This window comes from Aurantibacillus circumpalustris (assembly GCF_029625215.1).
Lineage (GTDB): Bacteria > Bacteroidota > Bacteroidia > B-17B0 > Aurantibacillaceae > Aurantibacillus > Aurantibacillus circumpalustris.
In genome coordinates this window covers 3,672,715-3,691,064 of sequence record NZ_CP121197.1, presented here as the reverse complement: position 1 = coordinate 3,691,064, position 18,350 = coordinate 3,672,715, and the positions used below count along the sequence as shown (strand labels likewise).

Sequence of the window (18,350 nt, the reverse complement as noted above, 5' to 3'; positions counted from 1 at the left end):
GTTCAATTTAAAATTAATGGCTTGCAAAATAAATTTGAGCTCTGGCAACCAATTCATGACCAGGATCGCAATTCATCACAATAAGATAGGAGGCGAATTGTGTAATTTTCCAATCGGGGATTAGTTGTTCTCCATTAAAAATATAAACTCTTTTAAAATTTTGCTCAAAGGGAATGTGTAGCGAATTGCAAGCACGAAAAGCTCTTTCCAAAGCCAGTTTTATTTCTTCAGTAGTGTTAACTTCAAGCGCTTCCAAAAGTTGACTGGCAAAGTTAGTAAACCGTTGCTCGTTGCTGCGGCGGTAATTATCACGGTCGGTAATAATTGTCTCCAAATGATCATAAAGACTCAGCATGTGCTTTGTTTTTTAAGTTAGACAATTCAGTAAATAATTGAAGTTCTTTTTCAGAGAGTTTTTCTGGAATTTCTATTTTCACTTTCGCATAAAGGTCGCCAAATTCATTGCTTTTGCCGTACACGGGCATTCCCATGCCTTTTAAGCGAAGTACTTTTTCGTTTTGTGTGTATTTGCTAATGGTCATTTTAATAGCACCTTTTAAAGTTCTTATCAGTGTTTGACCACCAAGAATGGCTGTGTACAAATCAACTTTAACATCACAATGTACGTCGTTGCCCTGAAGTTTAAAATGAGGATGTTCAGCAATGTGCACCGTTAAATACAAATCACCAGCCGATCCACCATTCATTCCTGCGGATCCTTTTCCTTTAAGTCTGAGTATTTGGCTTTCCTGAGTGCCAGGTTTTAAATTAATTTTTAATTTTTCAGTTCCTAAATCAAGTTGCCTTGTGGTGCCAGCATAAGCTTCTTCCAGTGAAATTTGAACAGAAGCCTGATAATCTTGTCCTTTAAACGATTGTTGCTTTCTGCCGCCGCTGAATTTCCCACCAAAAATATTTTCAAAGAAATCAGAAAAATCACTTTCGTTAAATTGTTGTCCTTGAGATTGACCTCTTCCTCCACTTTGCGCGTTTTGCCATTTAGACCAATCAAAATCTTGTCCTGCATTGCTGCCCCCATGTTGTTGGTAGCTTTGCCAGTTCTCTCCTAACTCGTCGTATTTTTTTCTTTTTTCAGGGTCACTTAAAACTTCGTTCGCTTCATTGACTTCTTTAAACTTGTCTTCTGCCGATTTATTATTTTGGTTTTTATCAGGATGGTACTGAATAGCCAACTTACGGTACGCTTTTTTAATTTGGTCTGGAGTGGCCGTTTTAGAAACACCTAATATTTTATAATAGTCTTTGTAGTTCACAAGGTTAATTTTAGTTTAATCGAAAATTGGCGTGAAATTAAGCTTCGGAATTCTTCTCTTTGTCAGAAAATTTACCAATGGCACAACTTACATACGATTTAGCACCTGTGGTTAATTTTTCAAAACCTTCAACAGTTCCTTTTTCTGGATAGCCCATTGACTTTAGTTTGGTTTTAATTTGTGAAAGAGTCACCTCATTTTCAAATTCCACTTGTACAATTTCTTCCTCAACTTCAACATGAACGGTTTTAACCCCGTTAATAGAAGTTAAACCTTTATGAATAGTAGACGCACAACCGCCACATTTTAGGTTATCAATTTTAATATCAACTTTCATATCTATGATTGTTTTTCTTTACATGTTTTTATCCCGAATGGTAAATAAAGCGGACAAAAAGAAATAACGCTGGTTAATAGAAAAATAATTGCGGCTGCCATTAGCACGTAAGCCCAAGTTCCTGTGATTGCATCTGTTAAGAATAAACCAATCATTACTACTGCGAGAATAATTCTTATTATTCTATCCGCTGTTCCCATATTTTTTTTCATATTTTTTTCTTCAAAGTTAGTTTGCTTTATTAACAAAGTTAATGATGGTTCTCAGGGATGTGTGTGACATATGTCATACAACAACCCTATTTTTAACCTTAAATTTGTACGATAAACTTAAAAGTTTTTCAGGTGCTTCATTGAGAGGTACGGCGCATGAACAATTTTTTAAGATAATTTTGTAAACCTATAAAAATGAAAAGCTTTAACGAACTCATTAATTCTGAAAAACCTGTTTTGGTTGATTTTTTTGCTGAATGGTGCGGTCCTTGTAAAACCATGGCTCCGATTTTAAAAGAAGCTAAATCTCAAATGGGAGAAGATGCCACCATTATTAAAGTGGATGTGGATAAAAATCAGCAGGTGGCGGCGGCTTATCAAGTAAGAAGTGTGCCTACTCTAATTCTTTTCAAACAGGGAAAAGTAGTATGGAAACAATCGGGAGTTGTACCAGCAAATGAATTAGTTTTGTTATTTAAACAACATAAATAAAATGCACAATTACCAGGTAAACCTTAATTGGTTAGAAGGAAGAAAAGGTGAAATTTCGTCGCCTGAATTAACTACAAAAATTGAAGTGGCCACGCCCCCCGCATTTCCAGGTGGAGTAGAGGGGATTTGGTCGCCCGAACATTTGCTTACGGCGGCGGTAAATTCTTGCTTTATGACTACTTTTTTAGCCATTGCAGAAAATTCTAAGTTAGCATTCAAAAAATTTAGTTGTACTTCAGAAGGAATATTGGATCAGGTAGAGGGTAAATATTTAATGACTGAGATTATTCTTAAACCCCAGGTGGAACTTGTAAATGAAGCGGATAAGGAAAGAGCGGAACGGATTTTACAGAAATCTGAAAAGGCTTGCCTGATATCTAATTCTATCAAATCGAAAGTAACTTTGGTTACCACAATCGAAGCGTAATATTTCAAATTTTCTTGTAATACTGACCTAGATCATGTGAACAAGCATTTTTTGATTTTATCTTGCGTGCAATGAACAAAGCAAATCAATCATTGTATGACGAACTTTTTGTCTTGGCCACCTGTCTTCTGCAGAAGGGTGAGTTAAGCGAAGACATTCACAGGGCTCTGCTTCAAAAGAGTGAGGACATCGTTCTTGTTACAGTGGTTATTAAAGAAGCTAAAAACCACTATTACGCAGATTTACGCAAACAAGGTTTTAGGTGGATTCTTGCTGGTTGCATCTTTGGAATGACTGGAATGATAGTAACTCTTTTTAATTTCGCGTCCAATCGCTCAATTGAGATGGCCATGTTTGGTTTTACCACAGTAGGGATTGTAGTGGCTCTTTGGGGAGTTTTTAAACTTATCGGATAAACTTTCTGATTTTAATCATTAGCCACAATGAACTTAATCACATGCACACATTGTTTTCTTTTGTTATTTTGATTCGGAAAATTTTAGACAATGAAAGAGAAAAAATTCGAGATAAACCGCATTTTAAAAGAAACACGAAAAGACTATGTGCAACATGTTTTGTTAGAGCAGGATTGTTGTAATGATCCTTTTGACCAATTTGAACTCTGGTTTAAAGAGGCTGTTGAAAAGGATTCTATGTATGCCAATGCCATGACTGTGTCTACCGTGGATGAAAACGGTATGCCCGATTCAAGAATTGTGTTGTTAAGAAATTTAAGTTACGGTGGTTTCACTTTTTATACCAATTACGAAAGTTCAAAAGGCAATCAAATAAAAAATAATTCCAAGGCTAGTATTTTATTTTTTTGGAAAGAGCTCGAACGTCAAGTAAGAATGCAAGGCGAAATAAGGTTTCTTCCAATCGGAGAATCTGAATTGTATTTTCGTTCACGACCTTTCGAAAGTAAAGTAGGAGCTTGGGCCTCGCAGCAAAGTTCAAGAATAGAAAATCGCGCCGCCTTAGATGAGCGTTATGAAGAAACACTGTTGAAGTATAAAGATAAAAAAGTGCCGCGTCCTAATCACTGGGGTGGTTATGTGTTGGTACCTGTTTCCTTTGAATTTTGGCAAGGAAGGGCAAGTCGTTTACACGATCGTATAAAATATTCTTTACAAGAAAATAATAAAACTGAGCACTGGAAAATGGTAAGGTTAATGCCTTAGTTTATGCCACCGAACTAAAAGCCTGACTTTGCGGGAGTTTTTTCCAATAACGGTTATCGAAACACATACAGATATTTCTAAGAAAAGGTTTTCCTTCTTCCGTTACTACTAAGCCATTCAAACTCGGTCGAACTAACCCATCACTTTTTAGCGACCGACAGCGTTTTAATATTTCATTTATCACCGGAAAATAATAGTTATTATTTGTCCATTTTGTTTCGTAACAACACATAAGATCTAAAATGTGCTGCCTGATAATTTTATCCTCTTCCGATAAAATATGTCCTTTAAAAATTGGAAAATTTCCCTTGCCTATTTCTTGCTGATATTCTTCTACTGTTTTTATATTTTGTACAAATCCAGTCCAGCTATCACTAATAGAAGATGCACCAAGACCAACCATCAATCGGGTATGTTGTGAGGTGTAGCCCATAAAGTTTCTGTGGAGTTCTTTTTTTTGAAAAGCAGTGTAAAGAGCGTCTGTTTTTAATGCAAAATGATCCATGCCAATATCTTCGTAACCTGCTATTTTAAAAAGAGCAAGACCAAGTTCATAAAGTTTTCTTTTTTCTTTTCCTTGAGGTAAATCTTTTTCTGTAAACTTTCTTTGTCCCGGTTTAAGCCAAGGCACATGGGCATAACTATAAAATGCTATCCGCTCAGGTTTAAGTGCTAAAACTTCTTTAATTGTTTGAGTAACCGAAGCTGGGGTTTGAAAGGGTAAGCCATACACCAGATCAAAATTTACAGAAGTATAACCTATTTCTCTCGCTTGCTTAACAACACGCTCAAGATTTGAGAAAGGTTGAATTCTGTTAATGGCCTCTTGTACCTTTTGATTCTGATCTTGTACTCCAAAACTCACTCTTCTAAATCCTAGATCAAATAGGGTTTGTAGATGTTCTTTGCTGGTATTGTTTGGATGCCCTTCAAAACTAAATTCTGCGTCACTCCCAATAATTGATTCGTTTAAGATACCTTGGATTAATTGTTGAAGATTTCCAGCACTAAAAAATGTGGGTGTTCCACCACCGAGGTGTAGTTCTTTTATTTTTGGTTTTTCACAGAAGAGTTTTAAATAAAGTTTCCATTCTTTTAATAGTGCATTTAAATAAGGTTCTTCCACACCATGATTCACAGTAATGCGGGTATTACAAGCGCAATAGGTACAAAGACTTTCGCAAAAAGGTAAATGAATGTACAGACTTATTCCGTCTTGAGAATCGGCATGTAAATAACTTTCTTTTACAAGGGTTTTCCAGGTTTCTTGCGAAGGCGCGTCAGTCCAGTAAGGAACGGTAGGGTAACTGGTATATCTGGGTGCTGGGACATCGTATTTTTCTATTAAGCTCATGATTGAATTCTTTTATAAAGCAGTTCGTCTGAAAGTTGAGAAGTAAAAGTGTCAAGAATACCCTGTTTCACATGAGGCATCATGACTATTTTGTACCAGCTTGGCTTGTCATGATCATCTGGAACCAGCATAAATTTTTTGGCTATTTCTGTAGAAATGTATTTACTTTTTATACTGATCATATTTAAAAAAGGATTTCGAAAGTACTCTACACCCATTTCATCAAGGGCAGAACATAGGGAAGTGGTTTTATCTAAGAGTTGATTCATTTTAACGGTCCAACCCACCGAACCATAGGTGTGCAGAATCATCCACATACAAGCGGCGTTGGCGCCAGAACGACTTCCGCACAAGGTATAATCTTTGCCCAACACATAAGAAGCTTGATTAGTACATACGTATTTCATGTAATTTTTACGTATAAGAAAAATACCAGTCCCATAAGGTGCCTGCAACATTTTATGACCATCGATGCTGATGGAATTAACGTAAGGATTTTTGAAATTATGTTTGCTTTCAGAATTTGTAAAAGGGTAAATAAAACCACCGAAGGCTGCATCCACATGAAGTTTGTAATTAAGGTGAAGTAAATTCATGAGGTCGGTGATTTTCTCAATGTCATCAACGCTACCAAACATAGTAGTAGAAAGGTTTACGTTGACAATAAAATATTTAACTCCCTGCTTGATGGCAGTTTCTAATTTTGTTTCTAAATCGTGAAGATCTACTTCGCGGTTATCTGGATGTACTTTAAAAACAAGTGAATTTAAATTGAGTAGATTCGCTGCTTTTGCGAAGGAATAGTGCGAGTCCTGAGAGTAAACCAATAATATTTCTTCAGGTTTAGCCTGAAATTCTTCAATGAAATAGTTTCTATAAATCCATTGCGCTTCGATGTTCGCCTCTGTACCCCCGGAAGCCACGTAGCCGTCGCAGGTAGTTGGTTCGGCTCCAAATATTTCATCAGAGCAAAGTCTAATCAGATCTTTTTCGAGTTGTTGTGTGCCTTTAAAAATGGGCTCACCTTCCTGATTAAGTGTATGGCAGCCAATGTGATTTGGATTTGCTACCAACATGGATAAAAAAGGTGCGTTTTTTAAAAAGGGAGCATCGTCATAAAATATTTCTGTATCAAGATAAGTTGCGGGAATTCCAAGAATTAATTCGCTACGGTAATTTAAATTTTTTCCAAGCGCTTCAAATATCTTAAGTTTGATCTCTTGTGTGCTGAGTTTCGGCCAGTTCATATCATTTATTTTTTTGATTTTAAAATTGAGAATAAACGCTTGGCTCTTAACTGATTTTTATCAGCTGAAAAGATGATATTTAATTGGGTAATTAATTAGCGAATATATTGTTTGGAAATGATCATATCCTTTGGGCTTTCCTAAAAATATGTAGTACAAATAATTTTCAAAACGGGTTATGTGAGTTGTTGAAGATTTTATAAAAGGTGGTTTCCTTGCAATAAGGTGTGCAGATGTTTTTTTTGATTTATATCAGTGATGCGATTGTTGAAGTAGTCAAACTATAAAGTAATACTTTACGAGTTTACTGATGCCAATGAGAAGGATAAGTGAAAGTGCAAAAATTTTAAACTGTTTTTGTGTAAATCTGTTTAGTATTAACTTCCCAATATAGGTGCCCACAAAGCCCACTACTAATAAAATTAAAATTAGGTAAAGATCATGTTGGTGGTTATAATTAATTTTTTATCGAAGCCATTTCTAAACATACCAATCTTAGCAATGTTGTTAGAAACATGAAAAACAGCGGTTACACCGAGTACAGAATAAAAAGGAAGATGGTGTGTGCCTCAATTAGGGTTTATCTATGGATGAAAAGCAGTTAGCGATTTTCCGAGCAAGGACATTCTTTTCATTTAATTTGTAATAGGTGTGATTACCTACAAGAAGGCGGTTTATTAAACCGCTGTTTCTTAGAATGCCTAAATGTCTTGAGATTACCGGTTGTGGCATTTTTAATAGTTCGTAAATGGTTTTTACGGTCATTTTTTTCTCGGTATTGTTACAAAGGAGATACATAATTGAAATTCGTGAAGAATGACCAAGTGACTTTAGCATGGCGGTTAACTCAATTAATTCTTTTGTATTAAACCAATTTCTTTGTGAATTCATAAGCGTGTCTACTCTATTAATTTTAGTTTCATTTTTAAGTCGTTGAATCTTTGCATTTCTCCTAAAGGCAAAATCTAGCAAACTAAAAAATAAATTACATCAAAATTAAAGTAGAGTCACACCAACCATAGTGATGATTGTCATTTAGGCACATGATAATAGTCATGTATTAACAGCAACACGTCTAGAATTAAATGTGATTAAAACATTAGCGCGTCTAACCAGCAATTTTCATGTCGCTTTCCAAATCAAATTGCAACACAAATTCTGTTCCTTTGTTTACGCTGCTGCTAACAGTTATTTTTCCACCAAGAGTTTCAACTTGCGTTTTTACTAAAAATAATCCCATTCCCTTTCCCTCAGTATGTATGTGAAATCGGTTATACAGTCCAAATAGTTTTTCATTATGTCTTTCCAGGTCAATACCTATTCCATTGTCATTAAAAAACAGATGTAGTTTTCCATCTTCAATAGAACTTCTGATGTTAATTTTTGGAACTGAAAAGGGCTGCGAGTATTTAATGCTGTTTGTGATTAGATTGTAAAAAATATTGTGAAAGTAACCCTTGATGGAATAGAAATTATCAATCGCCGAAAAATCAGTAGAAATCTCCACATTGTTTTTTTCAATTTGATCATATATGCTGGTCTCAATATTTTTAACAATTTCAGAAAAAGTAAGCGCTTCTCTTTTTTCACTAATATCCCTTTTAATATCTACAATGTGATTTAGATCTTTTACGATGGTGTCTAATTTTTCTACGGCTGTAAATAAGTAGTCTTCAGATTTTTTCTTTTCTGTGAGTGTGAGATTATTTTCTCGTAATACATGCGACAAACCAAGTATGTTAGCAACAGGAGCCCTCAGATTATGAGAAATGATATATGAAAATTGTTCAAGCCCTTTATTACGCTGAATTAAATCCTGTGCCATTTTTTTCTTGTGAAGCTCTTCTTTTTTTTGTTCGGTAATATCTTGTGTAAAACAAGAAAGTCCAATAACGGTTCCACTTTCCAAAATAGGATAAATTGAAAAACTAATATGGCTTTCGAAGCCCGGAATTTTAAATTCTTTTTCGAATTTAAGTGTTTTGCCGCTCAACGCTTCAGCATACACATTTTCCCAGTACGACACTTCTTCTGGTTCCAGTTTTTCCAGAAAACTAAAAACATGATCACCCTCTTTAATTTCTAAGTTATAGACTTGTTTTAATAGGTATCTGAGTCTTTTATTAAATGTAACATACCTCAGATTGTTATCAAGTGAATAAATAGCAGTGTCGGTGTTTTCTATAATAGCTGATAGATTGGCAGCAGCTTCTTTAATTTTCTTTTCAGCAAGTTTTTTCTGGGTAATATCTGATATTTTCATAATAAGGCCTCTGCACGTTTTTTCTACACAATTAATTGGAAAGAGTGAAACGGCAAACCAAGTAATCTTCCCGTCGCTTTGTGGGTAGCTTATTTCATATTGTACTTTTTCGCCCTGCAAAACTTTACACATATACCCTTTTAACAAATCTTTTCTATGTGCCGGAAAGTAATCCAATATACACTTTCCTACTGTACCTGAAAGGCCAAAACTATGAACGGAAAATTTTTCAGCGAGTTTGTTAAAGGACACAATTTCAAACGTATCATTCATTAAAATGTAACCGCTATCCGTATTCTCAAAAATTGTTTTAAGATTTGATTTTGAGATTCTAAGCGCCTCTTCTGAATTTTTACGTTTTGAAATGTCTGAACGGATTACCAGATATTGATATGGTTTGCCATTATTATCCAGGAACGGAACAATGCTGGTATCAACCCAGTAATAGCTTCCATCTTTCGCTTTGTTTTTCAATTCGCCCTTCCAGATTTTACCTCTTGCAATCGTCTTCCATAAATTTTGAATGAATTCGGCAGAATGATGACCTGAGTTGACAATGCGGTGATCTTTTCCAATTAATTCTTCACGACTATATTGAGAAATTTTACAAAAGTTATCGTTGGCATACATAATAATGCCTTTTTGATTGGTAATGGCAACGATTGAAGATTCCTCCAGCGCATATTTGTAATCGGAAATTTCTCTTAAAGTTTTTTCTAACTCTGCTTTTGATTCAGAACTGATAACAGAATCTCGACGCACTTTGATATAAGATAAACTTGCAACGATTATTTCACCCACAAGAATTGCCGTAAATGCGAGTTTTAGAAACAGAACAGAAGACAAATCAAAAATTGCAAGCGTTGCTGTGATAGCTATAAGGAGGCAAGCTGAGAGCCGATAAATGAACGATATTTTATTCTGAAATAATTTTTGAACGCTGCTTTCGATTCTGCCCATAAAAAATAGTTTAAATATATAGGTATATAAATAGTTATATACTTAAACAAAAGTAGGTTTGGAAAGGCAAGTGATGTCTGATGAAGGTCAGAACGCTAGGTGATTAATGTCAGTTTTGAGTAAATTACAATCGTTGCAAAAGAATGTATGGGAGATTAATCCAGGCGGGTATATTTCAATAGCCAATTGGCGAAACGAGCAAATCGTTTACAAAACTTTTGTACCTGAAGTTTCTACTTGATATTATGTCAATTTTTTTTATCATAAAGAGGCTGTCTCAAAAGCCCCGAAAAGTCATGCTGAATTTATTTCAGCATCTCTGGGAGGACTAATTTTGCAGGAAAACAGATTCTGAAACAAGTTCAGAATGACTGCAAAATTAGGCTTTTGAGACAGCCTCTGATTTTTGAAATGTATAAAGTGCCTTCGTGCAAAAAATGAATGTAATTATCTTTTCTCAGGTCGAGTACTAAACGCGTGACTTAAAGATTCTCCCTGCTGATTTTGTTCTTCTAAAGTCCAGGCATCGGTCACGGTTGTTTCAAGCCAACTGCTACCAGATTTTCTGAATACCTGTACACTTAAGCCATACACATCACTAAAACGTTGTTCCAGATCGTTAACTGTCATTTGCGGTGTAATCGATATGTTACCATTATTATGAATGGTTCTGCATTCGCCTAAAGTGTGACTACTGTTTTTCATCAGCTTTTTGGGTGAAGCGCCGCCCTGTGTATGCGGTTTTGAAAAAAACTCGAGTTTTAAAAATGGAAAGACTGAGGTAAATTCTTCCTGGATCGCGTGGATCTTTCTGTGGTCGTTGATAGTTATGGTCATAATTTGAATAGATTAATCTTGTAAAGTGAGCATGGGTACAGTGGTATGAAATGCCACCTTTTTAGTTTCACGTTCCTTAAATAAAGATTTAAAAAACGAGTGTTTACGTGGCATCATTACCACTAAATCCATTTTATTTTTTTTAATAAAGGCGTTTATGCCATCCGCAACGTTTTTATTTTCAACTGAACAAAAACTGTGTTTATAGCCTTTTAAGACATTTTCGAGTTTTATACCGGCTACCGCCTCGCTTATTGTTGGCAGCGTTTTATCGTCTTTAATTACATTCAAAATATAAATGTGAGATTTAAATAATTCACTAATTTCCTTTAGAGGATTTAAAATGTTTTTATCGTTAATCTCATTTAAATCGCTTGCAAAAACTATTTTCTTAAGCGGTTTATATTTTATTCTTTTTCCAACTGTAATAACCGGAATTTTTGATTCGGAAATCAATTCTGTGGCCGTACTGCCCACCAATCGTTCTTCAATTAGTCCAGCCCCCTGCATTCCCATCACAATAAAATCTATTTTTCTTTCTTTTGAAAAACTCTTAATAGCATCGAGGGGTAAACCATACTTACATACCATTTCTATTTCTAAAAACCTACCATATTTTAACGATAAACTCTTAGCGATTCTGTGCAGAGCCTTCATAGCTTTTTTTTCAAGTTCTTCAAAAGGTATAATAACGGGTACGTCCGAAACTATTACCGGGGGCAAATAGGAATGAAAGAGGATAAGTTTTGCTTTGTTTTTCTTAGCAAATTCAGCAGCATAGTTGAGAGCATTTCTAGAAGCTCGTGAAAAATCGGTGGCGGCAAGTATGTTTTTCATAATAATTTTGATTTCTTAATTCTAATCTGTTGTAAAGGTAGCGGTGTCAATTCTAATTGTTTATGATGACTGTCAGTTCCAAACATGATCTTGCTCAGAAAGTTAGATATGATTTAAATCATATAGGTTACTGATAAAGCTCAGGCAGTACCTTCTAAAAAGGTGGGAATTTCATGATTTAAATAATTCAAATACAGTCGGTGAAAATGTCTAAATTAGACTCAAAAAATAACTTTCGTATGGAGAGCCTGAACGCACTTTTTGAGCATGCTACTGAAGGAATTATTATTTCAAACAAAAAGGGAGAGATTTTAAGAGCAAATCCTAGTTCCGAACGTCTCTTTGGCTTTTCTGATGGCGAGCTTCTCGGAAAAGTAATCGAAGATTTAGTGCCTAGAAAATATAGTAACTCGCATGTGAAAAATAGGGAAAACTATAATCAAAATCCGCATGCCCGTTCCATGGGTAAAAACATGGATTTGTACGCCAGAAGAAAGGATAATTCTGAATTCCCAGTAGAAATCAGTCTTTCTTATTTTAAACAAGGAGAAGAAACTTTTGTAATTGCTTTTGTGATTGATATCACAGAGCGTAAAAGGCACGAAGCCAATGTAATTAAGCTAAACCAAGATTTAGAGAAAAAAGTAGATGAAAGAACAAAAGTGTTGCATGAAGCCTTAATAGAATTAGAGAGTTCGAAGGAGAAATTAAGTTTGGCATTAGAAGCGGAGAAAGGACTTAATGACATGAAGTCGCGTTTTGTTACCATGGCTTCTCATGAATTCAGAACGCCTTTAAGTACGATATTGTCTTCTATTTCGTTGGTTGATAAATACAAAGCTGGTGCAAATGATGATAAAATAGGCAAACATGTTCAGCGTATAAAGTCGGCTGTAACTAACATGACCTTAATCTTGAATGATTTTCTTTCGGCTGAAAAATTAGATGAAGGAAAAGTATTTGTAAGAAAGGTTGAACTAGACCTGCCTTTACTGATAACAGAGGTGATACAGGAAATGCAAGGCATTCTCAAAACTGGACAAAAGTTAGATTTTGTAAATGAGGGAGAATCTATTGCCTGGCTTGACAAACAAATGATACGAAATATCCTTTTAAATCTTATTTCAAATGCAATTAAGTTTTCGCCCGAAAATAAATCCATACTGATAAATGTTGAAGTGGATCCCAAAACAGTCAAAATTGAAGTTTCCGATAAAGGCATGGGTATTCCTAAAGAAGAACAGGAACATTTGTTTGAACGTTTTTTCAGGGCAAAGAATGCCACTAATATTCAAGGTACTGGTCTTGGCTTAAATATTGTGGTAAAATACTTAGAAAGCATGAATGGAACTATTGAATTTAAAAGTGAACTCGGAGAGGGCACTACTTTTTATATTAGAATACCAAACGAAAAACAAAATTGAATATGAAAACCATTTTAATTATTGAAGATAATAATGATGTTCGTGAGAATACTGCAGAAATTCTGGAACTCGCTAACTACAAGGTACTACAGGCAGAGAATGGAAAAATAGGCGTAGAGCTGGCTCAAAAAATGAAACCCGATTTGATTATCTGCGATATTATGATGCCCGTGTTAGACGGTTATGGCGTGATTCATTTGTTAAATAAAAGTCAGGAAACGGCAAGCATTCCTTTTATTTTTTTAACTGCTAAAACTGAACGTCTTGATTTTCGAAAAGGCATGGAAATGGGCGCTGACGATTACATAAGTAAACCGTTTGACGATATAGAATTATTAAATGCCATCGAAAGCCGTCTTAAAAAGGCTGAGATCTTAAAGGCCGAGTTTTCTAAAAACGTTGAGGGTTTGAATAAATTTTTTGAGGAAGTAAGAAAGGTAGACGATTTAAAAAAACTTTCCACGGATAGAAGAATTAAGACCTATAAAAAGAAGGATGTTATTTATAGCGAGGGAAACGATCCGGTTTATCTGTTTTTTCTTTCCAAAGGAAAAGTAAAATTAACGAGATCACATGAGTATGGAAAAGAGTTAATTACAACCCTTTATAAAGAAGGTGATTTTTTTGGATATACTTCTTTATTAGAAGGTGGGGCCTATGCTGAGAATGCGGAAGCAATGGATGATTGTGAAGTTTGTTTAATTCCAAAAGAAGATTTTCTTTCATTGATGTATAACAACATGGGAGTGATGAAGATTTTTATAAAAATGCTTTCAGATAATATTGCAGAAAAAGAAAAACAATTGGTAAACCTTGCTTATAGTTCGGTACGAAAAAGAGTTGCCGATGCTTTAGTGAAGCTACAGGAACGTTTTGAACAAGATAAAGATAAGAACTTTAGTATTTCTATTTCACGCGAAGATTTGGCAAACATGGTGGGAACGGCCACAGAATCGCTGATTAGAACTTTAAGTGATTTTAAACACGATCAGCTAATTGAAATAAAAGGAAGTAGCATTACTATTTTAAACCGAACAAAACTCGCAAATTTAAAAGCGTAAGAATTACGAAGTATACTTAAATACTTATTATTAGAATTGGATATTTCTTAGTCTATTTTTCTTTTTTTGACGTAATTTAAACCACTCAATTCTTCCCCTTCATCGTTTTGTCGTCTTAGTGTCCAATGGTTGGTTAGTTTTACTTGCAACCAGGTGTTTCCAGATTTTCTTAAAACTTGTACAGAGATTCCAAAGTGTTGAAGAAATAGGTGCTCGATAAAAATAACTGACATGTGTTCATTAATGAGAAAGCGGATGTTGTTATCTGGAAAAGATTGAATTAGAAAATTGTCGTTGAGACTAATAGGTTTTGTATTAGTGGGAAATGATTTTGACACTTGTTGAAAAAAATCAAGTTTAAGAAAGGGGAACCGATCATTAAACTGTTTCTGTATAACAGATAATTTATCAGGTTTTAGAATAAGCATTTTCAGGTTAATTTTATTTTTTACTCAAAAGAAAATCAGTGTTCGATTTTACTTGTTCTATAATGCTTTTCTCGCGCTTTTTAGAATATGCATTGGCAACATTTTCCATGAGTTTTAACGATAGATCTATCAATTCTTTATCTCCAACTTGTAAATTTTTTTCTACAAAGTGGTTAAATTCTTTCACAGTCCCATTTAATTTAGGCTCTTCCTTTTCTAATTTTTCAAATTCAAAGTCCACATAAAAAGCTTGATTCATGCCAGATGAATCGTAAGTTTTTTCATGATGTGCCAATTCTTTCATTACCAATTGGTGTAATTTTTCTCTTTCTTCTGGCTGTATAACACCGTCAGCAATAGCTATGGCATAAAGTAATTTACCCAGTTCTTTATAGTATTGTTTTACATTTTCCATGATAACAATTTATTTTTTTGTTAATAATTGATCTAAACTAAAATAATTATATTCTTCCGGCATTAGGAGTAAGGTTACAACCATTGCTAAACGAGGAAAAACAAATTTCATGTCCCACATCGGTGACATATATGTAAAAGCGAATCCTACCAAGATTAAATCTAAACCCAATGCATATAAGGTGTAAGATGTAAATATTCCAAGAATCAATAAGATCCCACCAATAAATTCAACAATACTTGTATAATAAGCTACCAAATTAAGGAGTGGTCGCGGAATGTTGTAGCGATCAGCATCCTGTACAAAAGTGTTTATAACACCTGACATTTTTACGTGAAACAATTTATCGTAGCCTTGGAGCATAAAGAGAATTCCAGCAAATACACGTACTAGTAGCTCGGCAATTTGAACGTTAGAGTAATCCATAGTTTTCAGTTTTTAGTTGATTCAAAGGTAAATGAGCTGCTTTAGGTTAGGACTGATAAATATCATCTAGAGTTCTGATTCCTCTCATAGGTGTACAACGAAAACAGATTGATATTTGTGCAGGATTGCACAAAGAACCTTTTAAGAATTAAAATAACAATTTATGAAAACTAAAATCTATACACAACACGAGGAACATAGTGAATGGTTGAACAAACTTTCCTTTTATAAAGATGAACTTAAAATTATGCAAGAAAAATTAGAAGAGATTAGCAGTAAAAATACTGGATTAGATGTTCGTAAAAGCATTGAGCATTTTCAAAATCAATTTATCATACAAAAGAGTAACTCAGATGATATTCGAGAGCATATTCAGTTAGATGAAAAAAAGATAGCAGAAAACGTCAAACAAAATCCTGTAGCTTCCGATCATCGTAAAACAGAAGATCACGCAAAGGAAAGAGACATGCTAGAAAGCTTCGAAAGTAATTTTAACTTGTTAAGACAAGAGTTTAAGGCTTTTTTGGCTGATAAAATGTAAATCTGATAAAGATCATTAACCAAAACTGATGAATCTCAGAAATAAAACATAAAAGCACTTTTAAATTTGTGAAAGAAATTAAAAACTAAAAAAATCATGAATACACTTTCAAAAAATTACGTACAAGGACAGAGCTTTCAAAATTCAGTCGAATTGAGAGGTTGGTATAATCGTTTTATTGAAAAAATGACCTTTAATTATTATGGATTCATTGCGATGTCCATTTTAATAGCCAGTTGTTTGGGCGGTATAACCACTATGCAAATTTTCGAAAACGGAGCTCCTTTATGGCAGTTCGTAGTGTCTGTATCTTTTACTATGGCTAATTTAGTGGCCTGCATTGGGCAAGCTCCTACTAAATGGGTAATCAATTTGTTTGCAACGAGCATATTGGTTAATTTGTTTCTGTTGCTTATAAATGTATTTTAGCGCTAAACTATAAAAATATAAAGCCCGAAAATTTTGTTTTCGGGCTTTTCTTATTTGCAATTACATTAACCTTTTAATCACGCGCATGGTATGCGAATACTTTTTAGTTTCTGAACTAAAAATCCCATAATGATCAAACTTATCAATCTTAACACAACCGCTTGCATGTATGATTTGTTCGTTATTTAAGAGAATCCCAACGTGAACAATACTACCTTCTTCATTATCAAAAAACGCAAGATCGCCTGCTTCTGCCTCTTCTACAAAACTTAAAGGCAAGCCCAACTCAACTTGTTGGTATGCATCGCGCGGTAATTTGTAACCATTTAGTTTATAAACGAGTTGCGTAAAACCACTGCAATCAATACCAAATGGACTTTTACCACCCCATAAGTATGGCGCATTTAAGAACAGGTAAGCTGTGGACAAAATATCCTTTACGGACTTTTTTACTTTTGAAGAACAAGTTGCTCCCTCAAAGGTAAAATTCAGAGACTCAAAATTACTCTCATTGTTTTTATAAAAGGGTAGGGAAGAGCCAATGCTTATGGGGAAACGTGTTTCTGTTGTTTTATTTAAGATGACTTGAATAAGTTCATTTGAATAAACACCCTCTTGTTTCTCTAATTGCTTAAAAGTATTTTCTTGAATACGGGTATGTTGTTTGCTGTTTATCCAACACTCGTAATGATCGAAAGCAGTTTTTATATGCAGCCAATCTTCTCCAATTTCTAATACCGTATAATGTTCTCCAAACAAAAGCTGAGTCACCATTTCGCTTTTTCCTGAGGGTTCTTTTCTAGCCGGTACAACGCTAAGCGTACAAATTCCATGTTGCATCGTGCTAAAGTAATTAAATTATCAAGTAATATAAAAGGCTTTTTTTTAATAAGTTCTCCAATCAAAGATTCACTTTCGAAACTAACGTTTGATAGGCAATGGCTTTGTAAGTCTCTTATAGTGTAAGGTTTCAGAATTACCCCCAAAATAAAACAAGAATTAAAGCTTTAAAGTCCTATATTTTTATTTGTTATAGATTCAAATTATAACTAATTTAGAATCTTAGTTATGAGCCAGGAGACCAAGGATGCTGTAAATAAAATATTAACCGATTACCTGGAGGTTAATAAACATCGCAAGACCTCAGAGCGTTTTGCGATTTTGAATGAAATATATTCTCATGATGGTCATTTCGATATTGAGGGTTTGTATTTAATGATGAAGAATAAAAAATACAGGGTAAGTAGAGCTACTTTGTATAATAATATTGAAATTTTGCTGGATGCCGGTTTGGTTATTAAACATCAGTTCGGAAAAAATATGGCTCAGTTTGAAAAAGCCTATAAATACCGCCAGCACGATCATTTAATTTGCACCGATTGTGAAAAAGTATTTGAGTTTTGTGATCCACGAATCATGCAAATACAAAGAAGTACCGAAGACATGTTAAATTTTAAAGTACTCCATCATTCGCTTAATTTTTTTGCAAAATGTAAATCATTAAGTGAACAAGGTACTTGCCAACATTATAAAAAATAAATTATGGTTTTTGATTTTACAATTTCCAAACAAGGTAATTATGCCATCATTAGTATGAATGGTAATTTAATTGAAAAGGGACAAGCAATAGCTTTATTAGAAAAGGCCGAAGAACTTACGAAGGAAGGCTGTTCTCAATGGATAATTGATTTGGAAAAGCTTATTTATATGAACAGCAGTGGTTTAAATACCCTTATCCAACTGCTCACTAAAGCGCGTGTCGCTGGTGGTGAGGCTGTTCTTTTTAATATGAATAAAAAAATCAATGAACTTATTCTTATTACGAAATTGCACACTCTTTTTAAAGTTGCAGGTTCCAAATCAGAAGCCGTTGAAATTTTAGGACTCTAATCTATCAAGAACGCATATTTCCTTAACAATTACCTAGCTCGTTTTGGCAAGCACTCTTTTGGGATATTTGTATCTAGCATATAATTAATGCCCTTTTCTAGATAAAGTATTAACATGAAGTAAATTAAGTGTTTACTTAATTTAGAACCCCGTTTAGTTTTTATTTAGATTTTTTTTAATAATACTTTAGTTTTCGCAAAGTATTGATTATAAGTGTTTTTTTAAATAAAATACATTCTTGAGAGTCTAATACAACTGTTTTTCTACCGCTTTTTTTAATTTAAGTTTAAATTTTAATAAAAACTTAAGTCTACA

At 34.2% G+C, this 18,350-nt stretch carries 24 protein-coding genes; 10 read left to right on the top strand and 14 right to left on the bottom strand.

What is annotated here, in order from left to right; genetic code table 11:
• Positions 1-13: 13 nt before the first annotated feature.
• Genes P2086_RS15280 through P2086_RS15265 form a run of 4 tightly spaced genes read right to left on the bottom strand, consistent with a single transcriptional unit; the run spans position 14 to position 1,823 of the window.
• Positions 14-355, bottom strand: a complete 342-nt coding sequence (locus tag P2086_RS15280; RefSeq protein ID WP_317897619.1) for a hypothetical protein — start codon at positions 353-355, stop codon at positions 14-16.
• Complete coding sequence (locus P2086_RS15275) at positions 339-1,274, bottom strand: DnaJ C-terminal domain-containing protein (RefSeq protein ID WP_317897618.1); 936 nt, start codon at positions 1,272-1,274, stop codon at positions 339-341. Before P2086_RS15275 ends, P2086_RS15280 begins: the two co-directional genes overlap by 17 nt.
• Positions 1,275-1,311: 37 nt before the next feature.
• A complete protein-coding gene (locus tag P2086_RS15270; RefSeq protein ID WP_317897617.1) occupies positions 1,312-1,611 on the bottom strand; it encodes a cation transporter in 300 nt (99 codons plus the stop codon).
• Positions 1,612-1,613: 2 nt separating this feature from the next.
• Positions 1,614-1,823, bottom strand: coding sequence for a YgaP family membrane protein (locus tag P2086_RS15265; RefSeq protein WP_317897616.1), 210 nt, complete (start codon positions 1,821-1,823; stop codon positions 1,614-1,616).
• A 195-nt stretch (positions 1,824-2,018) separates the two neighbouring features.
• On the opposite strand from P2086_RS15265, the gene trxA reads away from it, so the two are divergent.
• From trxA to pdxH, 4 genes are all read left to right on the top strand, one after another.
• On the top strand, positions 2,019-2,315 hold the full coding sequence (gene trxA / locus P2086_RS15260; protein ID WP_317897615.1) for a thioredoxin: 297 nt from the start codon (positions 2,019-2,021) through the stop codon (positions 2,313-2,315).
• A gap of 1 nt (position 2,316) precedes the next feature.
• Positions 2,317-2,742 carry an OsmC family protein gene (locus P2086_RS15255; protein ID WP_317897614.1) on the top strand — a complete coding sequence of 142 codons (426 nt, stop codon included), beginning with the start codon at positions 2,317-2,319 and terminating at the stop codon, positions 2,740-2,742.
• Between the two features lie 71 nt (positions 2,743-2,813).
• Positions 2,814-3,158: a hypothetical protein gene (locus P2086_RS15250; protein ID WP_317897613.1), complete on the top strand. Its 345-nt coding sequence runs from the start codon at positions 2,814-2,816 to the stop codon at positions 3,156-3,158.
• 90 nt (positions 3,159-3,248) lie between these two features.
• Positions 3,249-3,923: a pyridoxamine 5'-phosphate oxidase gene (gene pdxH / locus P2086_RS15245; RefSeq protein WP_317897612.1), complete on the top strand. Its 675-nt coding sequence runs from the start codon at positions 3,249-3,251 to the stop codon at positions 3,921-3,923.
• 1 nt (position 3,924) lies between these two features.
• On the opposite strand, the gene hemN is transcribed toward pdxH, so the two are convergent.
• From hemN to P2086_RS15215, 6 genes are all read right to left on the bottom strand, one after another.
• Positions 3,925-5,277 (bottom strand): oxygen-independent coproporphyrinogen III oxidase, encoded by a 1,353-nt coding sequence (gene hemN / locus P2086_RS15240; protein ID WP_317897611.1) that lies wholly within the window; start codon positions 5,275-5,277, stop codon positions 3,925-3,927.
• The gene (locus P2086_RS15235; protein ID WP_317897610.1) at positions 5,274-6,524 is read right to left on the bottom strand and encodes an aminotransferase class I/II-fold pyridoxal phosphate-dependent enzyme; all 1,251 of its coding nucleotides are present in this window, start codon (positions 6,522-6,524) and stop codon (positions 5,274-5,276) included. The genes hemN and P2086_RS15235 overlap by 4 nt, the downstream gene beginning before the upstream one ends.
• 573 nt (positions 6,525-7,097) lie before the next feature.
• Complete coding sequence (locus P2086_RS15230) at positions 7,098-7,415, bottom strand: ArsR/SmtB family transcription factor (protein ID WP_317897609.1); 318 nt, start codon at positions 7,413-7,415, stop codon at positions 7,098-7,100.
• A gap of 217 nt (positions 7,416-7,632) precedes the next feature.
• Positions 7,633-9,747 carry a PAS domain-containing sensor histidine kinase gene (locus tag P2086_RS15225; RefSeq protein ID WP_317897608.1) on the bottom strand — a complete coding sequence of 705 codons (2,115 nt, stop codon included), beginning with the start codon at positions 9,745-9,747 and terminating at the stop codon, positions 7,633-7,635.
• 447 nt (positions 9,748-10,194) lie between these two features.
• Positions 10,195-10,452, bottom strand: a complete 258-nt coding sequence (locus P2086_RS15220) for a hypothetical protein (RefSeq protein WP_317897607.1) — start codon at positions 10,450-10,452, stop codon at positions 10,195-10,197.
• A 144-nt stretch (positions 10,453-10,596) separates the two neighbouring features.
• Positions 10,597-11,421, bottom strand: a complete 825-nt coding sequence (locus P2086_RS15215) for a universal stress protein (protein ID WP_317897606.1) — start codon at positions 11,419-11,421, stop codon at positions 10,597-10,599.
• A gap of 206 nt (positions 11,422-11,627) precedes the next feature.
• Here P2086_RS15215 and P2086_RS15210 point away from each other — a divergent pair, with 206 nt between their 5' ends.
• Together P2086_RS15210 and P2086_RS15205 are read left to right on the top strand one after the other, a co-directional pair.
• Positions 11,628-12,845: a PAS domain-containing sensor histidine kinase gene (locus tag P2086_RS15210; RefSeq protein ID WP_317897605.1), complete on the top strand. Its 1,218-nt coding sequence runs from the start codon at positions 11,628-11,630 to the stop codon at positions 12,843-12,845.
• Between the two features lie 2 nt (positions 12,846-12,847).
• Positions 12,848-13,906 (top strand): response regulator, encoded by a 1,059-nt coding sequence (locus tag P2086_RS15205; RefSeq protein ID WP_317897604.1) that lies wholly within the window; start codon positions 12,848-12,850, stop codon positions 13,904-13,906.
• Positions 13,907-13,953: 47 nt separating this feature from the next.
• Here P2086_RS15205 and P2086_RS15200 read toward each other — a convergent pair whose 3' ends face one another.
• From P2086_RS15200 to P2086_RS15190, 3 genes are read right to left on the bottom strand one after another with little or no spacing between them, the layout of a single operon-like run.
• On the bottom strand, positions 13,954-14,334 hold the full coding sequence (locus P2086_RS15200) for a hypothetical protein (RefSeq protein ID WP_317897603.1): 381 nt from the start codon (positions 14,332-14,334) through the stop codon (positions 13,954-13,956).
• Positions 14,335-14,347: 13 nt separating this feature from the next.
• Complete coding sequence (locus tag P2086_RS15195) at positions 14,348-14,749, bottom strand: hypothetical protein (protein WP_317897602.1); 402 nt, start codon at positions 14,747-14,749, stop codon at positions 14,348-14,350.
• Between the two features lie 9 nt (positions 14,750-14,758).
• Complete coding sequence (locus P2086_RS15190; protein WP_317897601.1) at positions 14,759-15,175, bottom strand: DoxX family membrane protein; 417 nt, start codon at positions 15,173-15,175, stop codon at positions 14,759-14,761.
• 163 nt (positions 15,176-15,338) lie between these two features.
• On the opposite strand from P2086_RS15190, the gene P2086_RS15185 reads away from it, so the two are divergent.
• Entirely contained in the window at positions 15,339-15,716 is a 378-nt protein-coding gene (locus P2086_RS15185) for a hypothetical protein (protein WP_317897600.1), read from the top strand.
• A gap of 96 nt (positions 15,717-15,812) precedes the next feature.
• Complete coding sequence (locus tag P2086_RS15180) at positions 15,813-16,145, top strand: hypothetical protein (RefSeq protein ID WP_317897599.1); 333 nt, start codon at positions 15,813-15,815, stop codon at positions 16,143-16,145.
• Between the two features lie 60 nt (positions 16,146-16,205).
• On the opposite strand, the gene P2086_RS15175 is transcribed toward P2086_RS15180, so the two are convergent.
• Positions 16,206-16,985, bottom strand: coding sequence for a C40 family peptidase (locus P2086_RS15175; RefSeq protein WP_317897598.1), 780 nt, complete (start codon positions 16,983-16,985; stop codon positions 16,206-16,208).
• 228 nt (positions 16,986-17,213) lie between these two features.
• Here P2086_RS15175 and P2086_RS15170 point away from each other — a divergent pair, with 228 nt between their 5' ends.
• Positions 17,214-17,684, top strand: coding sequence for a Fur family transcriptional regulator (locus P2086_RS15170; protein WP_317897597.1), 471 nt, complete (start codon positions 17,214-17,216; stop codon positions 17,682-17,684).
• Positions 17,685-17,687: 3 nt separating this feature from the next.
• Positions 17,688-18,035 (top strand): STAS domain-containing protein, encoded by a 348-nt coding sequence (locus P2086_RS15165; protein ID WP_317897596.1) that lies wholly within the window; start codon positions 17,688-17,690, stop codon positions 18,033-18,035.
• The last annotated feature ends 315 nt before the right edge of the window (positions 18,036-18,350 follow it).